This is a genomic window from Salininema proteolyticum (assembly GCF_042685645.1).
Classification (GTDB): Bacteria; Actinomycetota; Actinomycetes; order Mycobacteriales; family Micromonosporaceae; genus Salininema; species Salininema proteolyticum.
In genome coordinates, this window is sequence record NZ_JBHUNX010000001.1 from 1,124,034 (window position 1) to 1,137,384 (window position 13,351).

14 protein-coding genes are annotated in these 13,351 nt (G+C 67.5%); 4 read left to right on the forward strand and 10 right to left on the reverse strand.

Annotated elements, in window-relative coordinates:
• Nucleotides 1-10: 10 nt before the first annotated feature.
• Nucleotides 11-199, reverse strand: coding sequence for a hypothetical protein (locus ACFTE1_RS05315; RefSeq protein WP_380618245.1), 189 nt, complete (start codon nucleotides 197-199; stop codon nucleotides 11-13).
• Nucleotides 200-478: 279 nt separating this feature from the next.
• Here ACFTE1_RS05315 and ACFTE1_RS05320 point away from each other — a divergent pair, with 279 nt between their 5' ends.
• Together ACFTE1_RS05320 and ACFTE1_RS05325 are read left to right on the forward strand one after the other, a co-directional pair.
• Entirely contained in the window at nucleotides 479-1,204 is a 726-nt protein-coding gene (locus ACFTE1_RS05320) for a GOLPH3/VPS74 family protein (RefSeq protein ID WP_380618246.1), read from the forward strand.
• Nucleotides 1,205-1,404: 200 nt separating this feature from the next.
• Nucleotides 1,405-2,619 (forward strand): RNA-guided endonuclease InsQ/TnpB family protein, encoded by a 1,215-nt coding sequence (locus ACFTE1_RS05325; RefSeq protein WP_380618247.1) that lies wholly within the window; start codon nucleotides 1,405-1,407, stop codon nucleotides 2,617-2,619.
• A gap of 72 nt (nucleotides 2,620-2,691) precedes the next feature.
• Here ACFTE1_RS05325 and ACFTE1_RS05330 read toward each other — a convergent pair whose 3' ends face one another.
• The 4 genes from ACFTE1_RS05330 to ACFTE1_RS05345 all read right to left on the reverse strand — a co-directional run bounded on the left by ACFTE1_RS05330 (nucleotide 2,692) and on the right by ACFTE1_RS05345 (nucleotide 7,497).
• Nucleotides 2,692-3,504 carry a CPBP family intramembrane glutamic endopeptidase gene (locus ACFTE1_RS05330; RefSeq protein WP_380618248.1) on the reverse strand — a complete coding sequence of 271 codons (813 nt, stop codon included), beginning with the start codon at nucleotides 3,502-3,504 and terminating at the stop codon, nucleotides 2,692-2,694.
• A gap of 215 nt (nucleotides 3,505-3,719) precedes the next feature.
• On the reverse strand, nucleotides 3,720-4,160 hold the full coding sequence (locus tag ACFTE1_RS05335; RefSeq protein WP_380618249.1) for a tautomerase family protein: 441 nt from the start codon (nucleotides 4,158-4,160) through the stop codon (nucleotides 3,720-3,722).
• 59 nt (nucleotides 4,161-4,219) lie between these two features.
• Complete coding sequence (locus ACFTE1_RS05340) at nucleotides 4,220-6,022, reverse strand: ABC transporter permease subunit (protein ID WP_380618250.1); 1,803 nt, start codon at nucleotides 6,020-6,022, stop codon at nucleotides 4,220-4,222.
• Nucleotides 6,019-7,497, reverse strand: coding sequence for an ABC transporter substrate-binding protein (locus ACFTE1_RS05345; protein WP_380618252.1), 1,479 nt, complete (start codon nucleotides 7,495-7,497; stop codon nucleotides 6,019-6,021). Before ACFTE1_RS05345 ends, ACFTE1_RS05340 begins: the two co-directional genes overlap by 4 nt.
• A 135-nt stretch (nucleotides 7,498-7,632) precedes the next feature.
• On the opposite strand from ACFTE1_RS05345, the gene ACFTE1_RS05350 reads away from it, so the two are divergent.
• On the forward strand, nucleotides 7,633-8,208 hold the full coding sequence (locus ACFTE1_RS05350) for a GNAT family N-acetyltransferase (protein WP_380618253.1): 576 nt from the start codon (nucleotides 7,633-7,635) through the stop codon (nucleotides 8,206-8,208).
• A 124-nt stretch (nucleotides 8,209-8,332) separates the two neighbouring features.
• Nucleotides 8,333-9,127 (forward strand): polysaccharide deacetylase family protein, encoded by a 795-nt coding sequence (locus tag ACFTE1_RS05355; RefSeq protein WP_380618255.1) that lies wholly within the window; start codon nucleotides 8,333-8,335, stop codon nucleotides 9,125-9,127.
• Nucleotides 9,128-9,131: 4 nt separating this feature from the next.
• On the opposite strand, the gene ACFTE1_RS05360 is transcribed toward ACFTE1_RS05355, so the two are convergent.
• The 5 genes from ACFTE1_RS05360 to ACFTE1_RS05380 form a co-directional block, all read right to left on the reverse strand.
• Nucleotides 9,132-9,701 (reverse strand): hypothetical protein, encoded by a 570-nt coding sequence (locus tag ACFTE1_RS05360; RefSeq protein WP_380618257.1) that lies wholly within the window; start codon nucleotides 9,699-9,701, stop codon nucleotides 9,132-9,134.
• Between the two features lie 184 nt (nucleotides 9,702-9,885).
• Nucleotides 9,886-10,713: a factor-independent urate hydroxylase gene (pucL, locus tag ACFTE1_RS05365; protein ID WP_380618258.1), complete on the reverse strand. Its 828-nt coding sequence runs from the start codon at nucleotides 10,711-10,713 to the stop codon at nucleotides 9,886-9,888.
• A gap of 335 nt (nucleotides 10,714-11,048) precedes the next feature.
• Nucleotides 11,049-11,864, reverse strand: coding sequence for an ectoine/hydroxyectoine ABC transporter ATP-binding protein EhuA (ehuA, locus tag ACFTE1_RS05370; protein WP_380618260.1), 816 nt, complete (start codon nucleotides 11,862-11,864; stop codon nucleotides 11,049-11,051).
• Nucleotides 11,845-12,516, reverse strand: a complete 672-nt coding sequence (locus ACFTE1_RS05375) for an amino acid ABC transporter permease (protein WP_380618261.1) — start codon at nucleotides 12,514-12,516, stop codon at nucleotides 11,845-11,847. Before ACFTE1_RS05375 ends, ehuA begins: the two co-directional genes overlap by 20 nt.
• A complete protein-coding gene (locus tag ACFTE1_RS05380; protein WP_380618262.1) occupies nucleotides 12,516-13,214 on the reverse strand; it encodes an amino acid ABC transporter permease in 699 nt (232 codons plus the stop codon). Before ACFTE1_RS05380 ends, ACFTE1_RS05375 begins: the two co-directional genes overlap by 1 nt.
• Nucleotides 13,215-13,351: the final 137 nt, after the last annotated feature.

A 13,351-nucleotide genomic window follows, 5' to 3' on the forward strand; every position in this document is an offset into this window, starting at 1 on the left:
AAAAGGTGTTTTATTTGAGGCTCGCCGACCTGAGCACGCGCATCGCGGTCTCAGCGTCGACGGGCCTTTTCTGCGCCTTTCGAAGGCCCTCGTCATGCCGGTACTCGACCCATTCCAACCGGTCCGGGTACAACTGTGCCGGGATGTCGAGGGCCGCCAAGGTGTGAACCAGGGCCGGGGCCAGATCTTCTGCCTCCACCAAATCACCTCCTCTCCTCGGAGAGTCGGTACCGTCCCACGGGAAGTGAGAACGGCAGTGAGAGTATAGATTCCCGACCAGTTCGGACAGTTGTTGGATTCAGTTTCCACAGGGGAATTGATTATCAGTGACGCACCAGTGCGAAATGGGGATCCGGGAATCAGTGCGCCCGCCTCTCGGCCGGCTAGGAGCGGACGATGTTCAAGCGCGGCAAGGGTATGGATGCCTCGCCCTACGATGAGTTCGTTCCCCGACTCCTGAGACAGAAACGGATCCACCGTGGATCTCACGCTCGCCGAAGAGACTCTCCTGCTGCTCCTGGACGACGCGGACGGCCGCCCAGTCGTCGATGCGGACCGCTTCTACGCCGCACTGGCCGGTGCGGTGGCGGCGGACCTGGTTCTCCAGGGCGCGTTGAAGATGACCGACGTCACCGATGTCGACCACCGACCCGGCCGCCTCGTGCGAACCGGTGCGGACCCGGGCAGTCCGGAAATGGCCGACGTCGTAGACCTCATGCACGGTTGCTCTCCCCGACAAGCGGTGGGGAAGATCGGGGGACAGGGCGATTGGCGGCGGAGGCGCCTGATCCTGCGGGAGATCATCGCGGACGGCCTGGTGGACCGAAGGGGACTGCGAGCCTCACGATCCCGGTTCATGGGTGTGATCCCCCTCCGGAGCTGGTTGCCGGGCGCCCACGACCTTGAAACCCCTGTCGCCTTGAGGGTGGAACGGGCACTGTTCGAAGGAGGTGAGCCGGATGAGAAGACGGCGGTGCTCATTTCGATCCTCCACGCGGCGGGGGCGTTGCCGCGTTTGTATCCGAACGAGTCCACAGCTGCTATGGAGCGGCGTGCACAAAAGATCAGAGGCGGGGACGAGTGCGGTCCGGCGATTGAAAGGACCGTCCGAGACGGGCGCCGCCGAACCGCCCTGATGACGATCACCTCGGCCACCCTCGCTCTATTCTCGGTCGGCCTTCAGCTGTTCACGTATTGGCTCTGAACAGAGACGGGAGAAGCAGTCCAGGCCGCTTCCGGTCTTCGGTTCTGAAACCGCTACCGGATTCTGCCGCAGTGCGCGGTCCTTTAGGGCGGTGGTGAAGCGGTTCAGAACCGCGCGTGGTGGATCACTGTGGTCGCTGGAACCGGCCCGCGCGATATCTCGCAAGCCATGTGTCGGGCCCCCCGCGATAGAGTCACGGTGTGCTGCTGCGGTACCGATTCAGGATGTACCCGACCGCGCCACAGGCCAAGGCCCTGGCGCGGACCTTCGGATGCGTCCGGGTCGTTTACAACGACAGTGTGGCCGCCCGCAACGCCGCCTATGCGGCCGGAGAACCCTTCCCCGCATCGGGTAACTTGTCCCGCCGGTTGATCACCGAGGCGAAGAAGACTGACCAGCGGGCATGGCTGGCCGAGGTCTCAACTGTTCCCTTGCAACAAGCGGTCCGGGACTGCGACCGGGCGTATGCGAACTTCTTCGACTCCCTCAAGGGGAAACGGTCCGGCCCGTGTATCGGGCCGCCCCGGTTCAAACGCCGGTCGAACACACAGACCGCCAGGTTCACCAAGGCCGCCCGGTTCCGCGTGCTGGGCAATGGCCGGCTGCGGTTGCCAAAGGTCGGGGATCTCAAGGTTTCATGGTCGCGTGACCTTCCGTCGGAGCCCAGCTCGGTCACGATCATTAAGACCACCACGGGTAAGTATTACGCCTCGTTCGTGGTCGCGGTCGCCGCCGACGCGGACCTGCTCGACCCGCTCCCTGACGGGCAGGACACGGGGATCGACCTGGGGTTGAAGTCGTTCGCCGTGCTGCGAGGCGGGGCGGTGATCGAGAATCCGACGTTCTTTGCCCGCCTGGAGCGGAAACTCAAACGCGCGCAGCGGTCTCTGTCGCGCAAGCAGAAGGGATCGAGCAACCGTGCCAAGGCGCGTCTTAAGGTCGCCCGGGTTCACGAGAAGATCAAGCATTCCCGCTCCGACTGGATAGACAAGAAGGTCCACCGCATCGTCAGTGAGAATCAAGCTGTATATGTGGAGGACCTGAACGTCAAGGGGCTGCAGAGGTCCCGCATGTCCAAGTCGGTGCAGGAGGCGGCGTTCGGGATGTTCCTCTCCCGTCTGGAATCCAAGGCCAGGCGGGCGGGGAGGGTGTTCGTGCGGGTGGACAGGTTCTTCCCCTCCACCCGTCTGTGCTCCGCTTGCGGAGCCTTGACCGGGCCGAGTGGTCTGGAAGGGTTGAAGGTTCGCCGTTGGGAGTGCGGGTGCGGGGCCGTCCATGACAGGGACGCCAACGCCGAGAAGAACATTCGCGCCGAAGGGCGCAGGCTGGTCGCCGCAGGGCATGCGGAGACCCTAAACGACTCGTGGAGCGCAGGTAAGACCGGGGAGACCCGGCACAGCGCGTCGAAGCAGTAACCCTCCCGTAGAGCTGACAGCCATACTGGAAGCCAAGCCGGGAATCGACTTCCCTTTAGGGAGGCGAGGACGTCAATCGGCGGAACTTTCACCTGTGTCCCGCTCCCGCGCACGCTGCCTCGCGGCTCGCGCCCGGACGAACATGGCCAGGAAGACGGCGGTCGTCACCACTGCCGCGAGCGCGGTGAAGTACACCTGCGGAGACTCGTTGACGCGCTCACCGGCGACGATGTGGAGTGCGATGTTGATGAGCCAGTGCCCGATCGAGGCAGTGGCGACACGCTGCCAGAACGAACCGTTTCCCATATAGCCGAGCAGGACGGCGAAGGCCACCGTGGAGACGAAGAACGCCGAGGCGACGGCGAGTCCGGCGGTGAAGATGTCGATGTGCCAGGCGGCCCAGACGACGCCGGTGGCGCTCGCGGCGGCGAAACGACCCATTCTGGTCTCCAACAGCGGCTGCATGAAACCGCGCCAGCCGATCTCCTCGCCGGTGGCGCCGATGAGCTGGAGGGCGAGGAAGGCGACGAAGGGCGTCCCGGCGACGGCCGCGACTCCTTCCATTCCTTGACCCGTGGCCAGCGCGAAGGCGGTCGCGATGGCGGCGAAGAGGGCGACGGCGGCGACCATCAGCACGGTGTGGGCGATGACCTGTTTCCGCGACACCGCGGCGGGCAGCAGGGCCGCGACGCGACCCCGCCAGATCAGCCAGGTGGTCAGGGCGGCGAGCGCCGGCCCGAACTGGGGCAGGGTGAGCGCCTCGGAGTCGATTCCGGTGGCGGGCTGGACTGCGGCCAGTGCCCCGGAGAAGAGGAACGCCAGCAGGGCGAAGCTTCCGAGTAGGAGCCAGGGCCCCTTGGAAGCTGGGGACGGTGCCGGGGACATGGTCGCCTTTCGAGCGGTGTTTCGGGCGGTGTCCTCGATCCTACCGCTCGGGGTCGGGCACGGCGCGCCGGAGAGAGCGAGCGAACAGGCCTCCTTGTTGGACTCCGGTGTCCCGCGTCGGTGCCGTAGTTTTCGGGAGCGGACTGCCGGTCGTGCGGCGGTCGGCTCGACGGAGGCCGCCCTGTGTGGCAGGCGGCGGGTGAATCAGCCTCGGGCTAATCGCCGTCCGTTTCTCCGCGTTCGCTCTCGGCCAGGGTCAAGAGTTCGGAGAAGCGGAAGAGGTGCCCGCCCACGGCCCAGGTTCCGTCGGGTTTCTCGTCGAACAGGACCCAGACTCTTCCGGCGTGCTCTTCGTCGAGTCCCGCCGCCTCGAGCACGATCCCGGTGACCTCTTCGGCGATTCCGCCCTTGCGCCGTTCGGACATGCCGCCCTGGGGGATCGTCGCCTCGACGAGGAAACGGGGCTCGTCGTCCTCGGCGGTGCACTGGCCGTCTTCCGGCAGTTCCACCAGATGGCACCAGGACTGGGAGCGGAAGAACTCGGTGTCCGGTGCGCCCTCCCAACGCATGAGGGACCAAACAAGGTCCTTTTTCACCGTGCGGCGGCCTTTTTCGGTCAGGGCCCCCGCGGTGGTGGTGAGGGTGATCATTGGCATGGCGGAACTCCTTGTCGCGTCTCTGGGACCGGATTGCCCGCGGTCAGAATACGCGAAACTTACTCCGGAGTAAATATATACTCGGGCTTTGATCGGGGTGCCGACTCCTTTCTCGGAGTGGGGATCCGGGCCGTGAAGCGGGGCCGGGGCAGTCGGCGGGCCATCGGGAGCGCCGCCAGCGTGGCGAGGGTGAAGGCGGCCATCGCGGCGACGGGCGCCAGGACGGACAGGGGCGCTCGGTCGACGTAGGGGAGCGTCTGGGACAGCATGGTGCCCCACTCCGGCGAGTCGACACCGGCGCCCAGGCCGAGGAATCCGAGCGAGGCGATCCCCAGCGCGATTCCGGGCAGCCGCATGGCGGCGTGGGCGGACAGCGGGCCGACGAGTGCGGGGAGGGTGTGCCGGAAGGCGATCCACCCCCGTCCGGCGCCCAACGCCACCACTGACTCCATATAGGAGGACCGGCGGAGCTCGCGGGCGAGGGACGCGGCGTGGACGGCCAGAGGCGGCCACGACACGAGTGCGACGGCGATGACGGCGCCGGCCTGGCCCCGGCCGAGGACGACGGCGACGAGGACGCCGGCCAGCGCCATGGGAAAGGAGTTCAGGGACTCGGCCAGCGGATGGGCGAGGCGGGGAGCGAAACCCAGCGCCAGGGCGATGAGGAAGACGGCGACCGCCGCGATCAGGGCGGCTCCGATGGTCCAGGCGGCGCCGTGGGCGATGCGGGCCAGGACGTCCCGGCCCAGTTGGTCGGTCCCCAGGGGGAACTCGGCGCTGGGCGGGGCGAGTCTCCGCCCGGTATGGAGGGCGTCGGGGTCGCGGAAGGCGCCGGCCAGCACCACCGCCGCGAGGACGGGCGCGGAGAAGGCGAACCAGAGGCGTGCCGCGCGAGGAGAGTGCCCTCTCGCGGCGGCGACGGCGACCGGCGCTTCGCGCGCGGCCCTGCCCTCCCAGAGGGCACCGCCCAGACGCGCTGCGGCGCCGAGAGCGAACCCGAGCAGCACGAGGATCAGCATGGCCGCCTGCAGAGCGGGCAGGTCCTGGGCCTCGGCGGCACGGAGGGCCTCGCGGCCCAGGCCGGGAACGGCGAAGACGGTCTCGACGGCCACGGCGCCGCCGGTCAGGGCCACGGACATGACCCCGACCTGCGGGACCAGGGGAGGCAGCGCCCGTTTGGCCAGCGCCCGCTGGATATCGGTGCTCGGAATGCCCTCACTGCGCCACTGGCGCACCCATTCCTCTCCCGCGGCCTGCGCGATGCCGTCACGGCACAACCGCGACAGCACGCCGCCGGCGGGAATGCCGAGGGCCAACGCCGGCAGGATCGCGGTGTCGGCCGACCCGTAGCCGTAGGCGGGGAGCCATCCGAGCCAGGAGGCGAAGACGGCCACGCCGAGGGCGGCGATGGCGAACTCGGGCAGCGAGACCAGCAGCCCCAGCCCGATGCCGGAAGAAGGCGCGTCATGCCCGGTCGCGGCTCGACGGAGGGGGCGGACGCTGAACGCGGCGGCTATCGCAAGGGCGACGAGAATCGCGGTCCCCATGAGCACCAGAGAGGTTCCCAGCGCGGGCCACAGGTCCTCGCCGACGGCCCTCCCGGTCACCCATGACGTGCCGAGGTCCCCGCGGAGGAGGCCGGCGAGCCAGTCCGCGAGCGCGCCCAACGGGCCGCGGTCGAGCCCCAGGTCGGCACGGATCTCGGCCAGGGCCTCGGGGTCCGGTTCGCGGTCGGGGTAGAGCGCGCGGAGGACCGTCAGCGCCGGATCGCGGTGGGCGAGCCAGGGGATCGCGCCGATGAGGACGGTGATCCCGGCCAAGGCGGCGACGCGGGCGAGCGCCGATTTGACGGGGCCGCTCACTGTTCCATCTCTGTCGCGCCGGTGACGAGGTCTCTCTCGCGGGGGTCGGCCGCCACATGGGAGACCCGGTCGCCGACCCCCGCGACGAGGCGTTCGTGGGCGACCGGGACGATGGCCGCCCGCGACAGGATCTCGGCCTCCACGTCGAGGATCGCGGCGTGGCGCTCGCCGAGGTCCTCGAGCGGGGCGATGCCCGCCACGGCCGAGTCGATCGCGGAGTCGGACAGTCGCGAGATGTTGAAGTCCCCTCCGGAGGTGAAGTCGCTGGCGAAGAAGGTCTGCGGATCGCCCGAGTCCAGGACGACCGAGCGGGACAGGAGGAACCCGTCGAACTCGCCGGCGAGCATGTCGGACTCTATGTCGTCGTAGTCGCGCACCTCGGTGGCCACGTCGAAGCCGGCCCGGGTCAGCTGGTCGGCCAGGACGGTGAGGACTTCGGGCAGTTCGGCGCGGTTGGAGTAGGTCGCGATGGCGAGGGCGGTGCCGGACGGTTCGGCCGCCCGGGGGAGTTCGACGGGGAGGTGGTCGTCGGCCCAGGCCAGCGCGGGTCCGAACAGGCCGGCGGGCCGGTCGGCCTGGCCCTCGTATATGTCCTCGACGATCGGCTCCGCGTCGATCGCCGAGGCGACGGCGGACCGCAGGCCCTCGTCGGCCAGGGGGCCTCCGGCGGTGTTGAGGTACAGGCCCACGGTGCGGGCGGTCGGCGCGCTGGATCGCTGCGATTCGGGCAGGGAACCGGTCTGCCCGTAGGGAACGGCCTCGATGACGTCGGCCTCGCCGGACTTGAGGGCCGCCACGCGGGTGGCGGCGTCGGGGACGTAGTCGGCGCGGAATCCGGGCAGGGCGGCCGCCTCGCCGTGGTAGTCCTCGAAGCGCTTCATGGTGGCGCTGTCGCGGGAGGCGTCGGTGATGGCGAAGGGGCCGGTGCCGTTGCCGACGGGGTCGATCGAGTCGCCCTCGTAGGCGGTCGGGGCGAGGATGGACAGTTGCGGGCTGGAGAGCCGTTGGGGCAGGGTCGGGTCCGGTGCGTCGAGGGTGATCGCGACGGTCCGATCGTCGGCGGCGGTCGCGGCCAGTTCCAGGCCGGAGATGGCGCGGGGCCGTGCCGTGGCCTCGAAGGCGGCGGTGAGGGCGGTGGCGGCGGCCTCCGCGGTGAGCTTCTCGCCATTGTGGAAGACGACGCCGTCGCGGAGTGTGAAGGACCAGGTGGTGTCGTCGCGCTGTTCCCACGATTCGGCTAGGGCCGGTACCGGGGCGCCTTGGTCGTCCAGGCCGACGAGGGACTCGACGACCGCCCAGCGGGAGAGGTGGAACGCGTCGTCGCTGAGGGGAGAGAGGCCGGCGAGCGGTGTCTGGGCCATGGCGACGACCAGCTCGCCGTCTTCGGCGCCGCCGCACGCGGTCAGGCCGAGCACTCCGGCGGCGGCGACTCCGCCGGAGGTGAGGAGGGTTCTGCGGGTGAGGCTGGGGGACATGTGGATCGGGCCTTCCTATGGCTGAGCGGAGCCCGCCGGGTGGTCGGGCACGTGTCCGGGGCGGCGTCTGTGACGGACGTCGGACACGGAACGCACTCTGTTGCTTGTTGCAAATCGTCTGCAATAATAGCGGGCATGTCGAGCACAGCCGAGACCGCAGTTATTGAAAACGATAGTCGTTACTATATACGCGAGGCCACGGTCGAAGACCTCCCCGCCGCCCGATCGGTAATGCTCGACACGGCCTACCGCGACTTCGGGTACGGCTACCTGCCCCGATGGCACGACGACATCATCGACCCCGCCGCCTACTACCTCGAACCGGAAGACCACTGCCTCCTCGTCGCCGAGACCGAGAAGGGCGAAATCGTGGGCACCGCCGGCGTACGCAAGGCGACGCCCGCCTCCCCGCCGCACCCCCGCGAGGCCGTCGACCGCTTCGAGGAAGGCCGGACCGCCACCCTCTACCGCGTCTACGTCCGGCCCGAATGGCGCCGCCGCGGCATGGCCGGGGCCCTGGTCCGCGAATGCCTGGAATTCGTCGCCACCCGGGACGTCTACACCGGCGTCTACCTCCACACCGACGCCCGAGTCCCCGGCGCCGTCCCCTTCTGGGAGAGGTACGGCGAGCTCGTCTGCGACGAACGCGACCCGAACCTGTCCGCAGAGGAGTTCCAGACGGCGCATTTCGCGCTCGCGATACCGCGCTGAATCGCGCTCCACTGTGGCGCCACGCCGAGCGTGTTGTCCCCCGAAAGAGTGAGTGCCTGGACGTCGGGGGCGGATCGCGCGGATGCGCCCTGAAAGCTCCCGGCGCCGCCTAGGGTCGGAGACCGTGAAGCGGAGACTGCAAGCCATCCTGCCGGCCGTCCTGGCCGCCGTCCTCCTCATCGCCGGGGCCGGCGGACTGGCACGCCTGGCCGAGCCGCGAGAGGCCGCCGAGGCCGAGCCGGAGGAGGCGAACCCGAGGATGTTCGACGACACCGGGCACGTGCCCATAGGGGAGAAGGCCGCGCACGCCGAGACCCTCGATGGGCCCGCCGGATCCCGCTCGGTGACGGGCACGGAGGACATCGCCCTGACCTTCGACGACGGCCCGAACCCCGCCTGGACCGCCGAAGTGCTGGACATCCTCGCCTACTACGGAGTCCGCGCCACGTTCTGTGTCATAGGCTCCAACGCCGCCGAGCACCCCGACCTCGTCAAGCGCATGGCCGACGAGGGGCACACCCTGTGCAACCACTCCTGGGACCACGACTTCGAACTCGGCTGGAGACCCCCGGAGCGGATCCGGGAGGACCTGGAGCGCACCAACGAGGCCATCCGGGCCGCCGCCGGCGAGGACACCCCGATCGAGTACTTCCGCCAGCCGGGCGGACGCTGGACCGAAACGGTCGTCGCCGCCGCGGAGGACCTCGGCATGGACTCTCTGCACTGGACGGTCGAAGCCTCCGACTGGAGCAGCGGCACCGGCAGCGGAGCCATCCGCGACGCCGTAGTCCAGAAGGCAGTGCCCGGCTCCATCGTGCTGCTGCACGACGGCGGCGGCGACCAGAGCGCGACGGTCGAGGCCCTCGGCCCCGTCCTCGACGGGCTGTGGGAGCGAGAGCGCTCGCTCGCCGCGTTCTAGCCCGTCAGAGTGTCTTCCTGCGCTTCTTGGCGAAATGGCCGCGGCACCCCGGGCAGCAGAAACCGTGGACCTCACCGTCCAGTTCCAACAGGACGGCCTGCTCGGCGGGAACGACGGCGCCGCACACCGGGTCGATGAAGCTCCCCTCGGGGGCGTCCTCGGTACTGTTGACCTTGGCCCGGTCGATCATGCCGGTGAAGGCGGAGATCCCGACGATCTCGCCGTCGAGGCCGTAGCAGCCCTCGGCTATTCCGCGAACGTAGACGATCGACTGTTCGAACCCCGCCTCCTCCAGTCGCCGGGACACCGCGGCGACCAGGTGCGAAGCCATATCCTTGGCCCACGTGCCCACGGTCAGGTCCACCGTGACGCGGTCGGCGATCCAGACATCGTGTTCGCGGACCGACACGGTCGTCAGGGACTCGTAGAGGGCGAGAACCCCGGGGTCCGCGCCGATCTCCCCGGTCTCCTCCGCCGACCCCAGCAATCGGTGCGCTGTCAGGCTCTCTGCCAGCCTGACGCGCTCCATCCGGTCGAGCCTTTCGGCGGGTACGTTCACCTCGATGCTGATCATTTCCGCTCCTTTCGCGATGGGACTCCATCGTCCCGCGCTCGAGGAGGTTCCGCGTCGATCCGAGCGCCGAAACCGGGTCTACCGCGGTGAAGGTAGGCGCGCCGAGGGGTAGTCCCCCGGAGTAGCGCGGAAAGGGTCGGCCCCGGTGCCTGGGGCCGGCCCGTCAGTGCAAGGAGTAAGGCGTTCAATTCCGCTTGACGGTTCCCTCGATCAGGCCGTAGGGGCGGTCGGCGGCGTAGAAGACCTCGCCGGGGTTCTCCAGCCCGAACGGGGCGAGGTCGACCAGGAAGTGGTGCTTGTTCGGCAGCGTCAGCGACACCTCGGAGACCTGCGGGACCTCCTTGATGATCTGCTCGCCGATGGCGTAGAGCGTCTGCTGCAGCGACAGCGAGTACGTGTCCCGGAAAGCGGCGATGAGCGCGTTCCGCGCGGTCTCGTACGCCTTGTTGTAGTCCACGTCCAGGTCCGACACCTTCCACTCGGCGTTGACCGACGTGGCGAGGATGCGGTCGGTCGCCGGGGCGAGGGTGGTGTACTTATCCACGATGTACCCGGTGAACTCGGAGTCGGTCGAGTTCATCAGCAGCAGGTCGCGCAGGCCCTGGGTGACCTTGACGTCGGTGCCGTCGTAGTCGATCTCGGCGGTGCGGTGCTCGCCGCCGTCGCCGCGGCTGAAGGTGTGGTCGCCGTGCCTGGTCCAGGTGTACTGCTCCAGCTTGAGGTGCGCGCCGTGAATGGGTTCCTGGGAGTCCACGTAGTGGCGGGCCAGGCGCACGCCGAATTCCTCGGGGGAGGAGATGCCGTCGCGGGCGAAGGCGAAGACGGTGTTCTTCTGGGTGTCGGTGGGGAGTACGTTGGCGTTGCTGCCATCAAGGTGCACGGCGGTGAGGTCGCCCCGGAGGGCGGAGCTCACGTTGAGGTCCGTGATCTCGTGGCGGTCGGTGTCGCGGACGACCCGCACCACGCGGGTCTCGGCCTTGCCGTATTGGTTGTAGCCCAGTTCGATGGCCATGGTTTTACCTCTCGGTTCCGATCGAGTCGGCGCGGCCGGGCCTGGAAGGGTCCGCGGCGCGCTCCGACTGGCTGTCAGAGTTCGTCGAGGCAAGCCGTATATTCGCTAGCGCGGACCCATTCGGCACCCCGGGGAACCGGGGTGGAACATACACTGCTTACCGTTGTGCGACTGCTATGAAAACCCAAATACGAGAGAACTTCAATTGGCTGATCGCACAAAGACCCGCGCCCGGATCGACACGGGATTCGGAGGTTGTCCCGGTTGACGGACGTCACACGGGCACGAAAAAGGCGGCGCCCCACGGGAAGTGGGACGCCGCCTGCGAGCGGTGATCAGTCGCTGGAGACGGCGCGCAGGAAGTCCTGCGTCCGCCCTTCCTGGGGGTTGTTGAAGATCTGCTCCGGGGCGCCCTCTTCGACGATGACGCCCTTGTCGAACATCATGACCCGGTTGGAGACGTCCTTGGCGAAGGACATCTCGTGGGTCACGATCAGCATCGTGATGTCGCTGGAGGACGCCACGTCCCGCAGGACGTCCAGGACGTCGGCCACCAGCTCGGGGTCGAGGGCCGAGGTCACCTCGTCGAGGAGCAGGACCTCCGGGTCCATCGCGAGCGCGCGGGCGATGGCCACGCGCTGCTGCTGACCGCCCGAGAGCTGGCTCGGGTAGTGGTCGAGCTTGTCGGAGAGCCCGACCATGTCCAGCAGCTCCTTGGCGCGCTCGGCGGCCTTGTCCTTGTCCTGCTTGAGGGCGTGGACAGGAGCTTCGGTGACGTTGCGCAGCACGTTCATGTTCGGGAACAGGTTGAACTGCTGGAACACCATTCCGACCTTCTTGCGGCGGTCGCGCAGCTCGGACTCGTGGGCGACGTGCAGCTTCCCGTTCTTCTCGGTGTGGCTGTACGGCTTCCCGTCCAGGTAGATGACGCCGCCGTTCTCCTCGGCGTGCTTGATCGGAGTGACGTGCTCCAGCGTCATCAGCAGGCGCAGGATCGTCGTCTTGCCGGAACCGGAGGGTCCGATCAGCGTCACGCGCTCGCCCTTGTCGATGCCGAGCGACAGCTCGTTGAGGACGGTCAGGTCACCGAAGCGCTTGACGACGCGGTCGAAGTCGATGAACTTGCGGTCGTTAGCGGTGTGATTGCTCAAGGCGGATCTCCAGTCTTCTCGAGGCGAACGCAATGGGGTAGGAGGCGGCGAGGAACAGCAGGCCGGCGAGGGTGTAGCCCTCGACGAAACCGGTCCATTCGTTAGTGGTGTATTCCCTGATCAGGAAGATCATTTCGGCGACACCGATGGCGCTGAGGATCGGGACCTCTTTGAACATGGCCACCAGCCAGTTGGTGACGGCCGGCAGGGACCGCTTGAACATCTGGGGTCCGATGACGGCCAGCCAAGTGCGCGTGCGGGGGAGCGCCAGAGCCGTAGCGGCCTCCCATTGGCCCTTCGGGATTGCCTCGATCCCCGCGCGGAACGACTCCATGGTGTATGAGGCATAGTGAACGCCCAGGACGACTGCTCCGACGCCCAGAGCGCTCCAATTGAGTGGCAGGTAGAGGCTGACGAAGGTCCATACCAGCAGTGCCTGCACGAGGATTGGTGTGTTGCGGATGAATGTCATGACTCCGCTGACGGTCTTTGCCCAGGCATTAGGCAGCATCTGGACCGCGATAGCCAGCGCTAGTCCCAGTACGAAGGCGATGATTCCCGCAATAGCGGCGACCTGTAGGACCACTAGGAAGCCCTTGAGGACGTAGGGCCAGACTTCGGCGGCGACTGCGTTACTCCACTTGGAATCCATTATTTGCCTCCATTTCCAGCGGCGAGACGGAGGGTTGGGTCAATGCCCACGTTGCGCTTCGCACGGTATTCGAGCCAGCGCATCCCTCGCGCGATGAGCCAGGCCAAGACGAAATAGACGACCAGGATGATGGAGAACTGGACCAGGCGGTCTTGTCCGGGGGCCTTGCCGATGTCCTGGGCCATCTTCGTCAAGTCGACGATGGTGATCATGGAGACCAGCGAACTTGCCTTGACCAGCATGACGGCAAAAGAGCTAAGTGAAGGGATCATTTCGGGCCAGGCCTGGGGCAAGACCACCCGGAAGAACTTCTTGACGCCGTGGATGCCGAGGGCCGTGCAGGCTTCGTGCTGTGCCTTGGGGACACCTTGAAGTGCCCCTCGGACCACTTCGCTGGAGTAGGCTCCGTAGTTGATGCCTAGCGCCACGATTCCGGCGATGATTGGCGGGTCGAACTCAAAGCCCAGGACGACTGGGAGCGCATAGTAGAAGAAGAAGAGCTGGACTACAACGGAGGAACCGCGGATCAGCTCGACAAAGGCGCGGGCCGGGCCCCGGAGGGCGATCTTCGGCGAATGGGTCATGGCGCCCAGCCCGAAGGCCAGCAGGAGCGCCAACGCGGCCGATCCGACTGTCACTATAAGGGTGACGAGCAGGGGTTCCGCGTAGTTAGGAATAATTTCGAATACGTCTCTCAAGACTGGATTTCCTCGTAGGTCAGGACTTGCGGACAGCACGAATACCGCAGTGCCGGAACTGCACTGCGGTACTCGATAGAAGGACTGTCCGTCATCGGTCGGGGGAGGTAGTGGCCGGGGGCGTTTCAGCCAGGCAC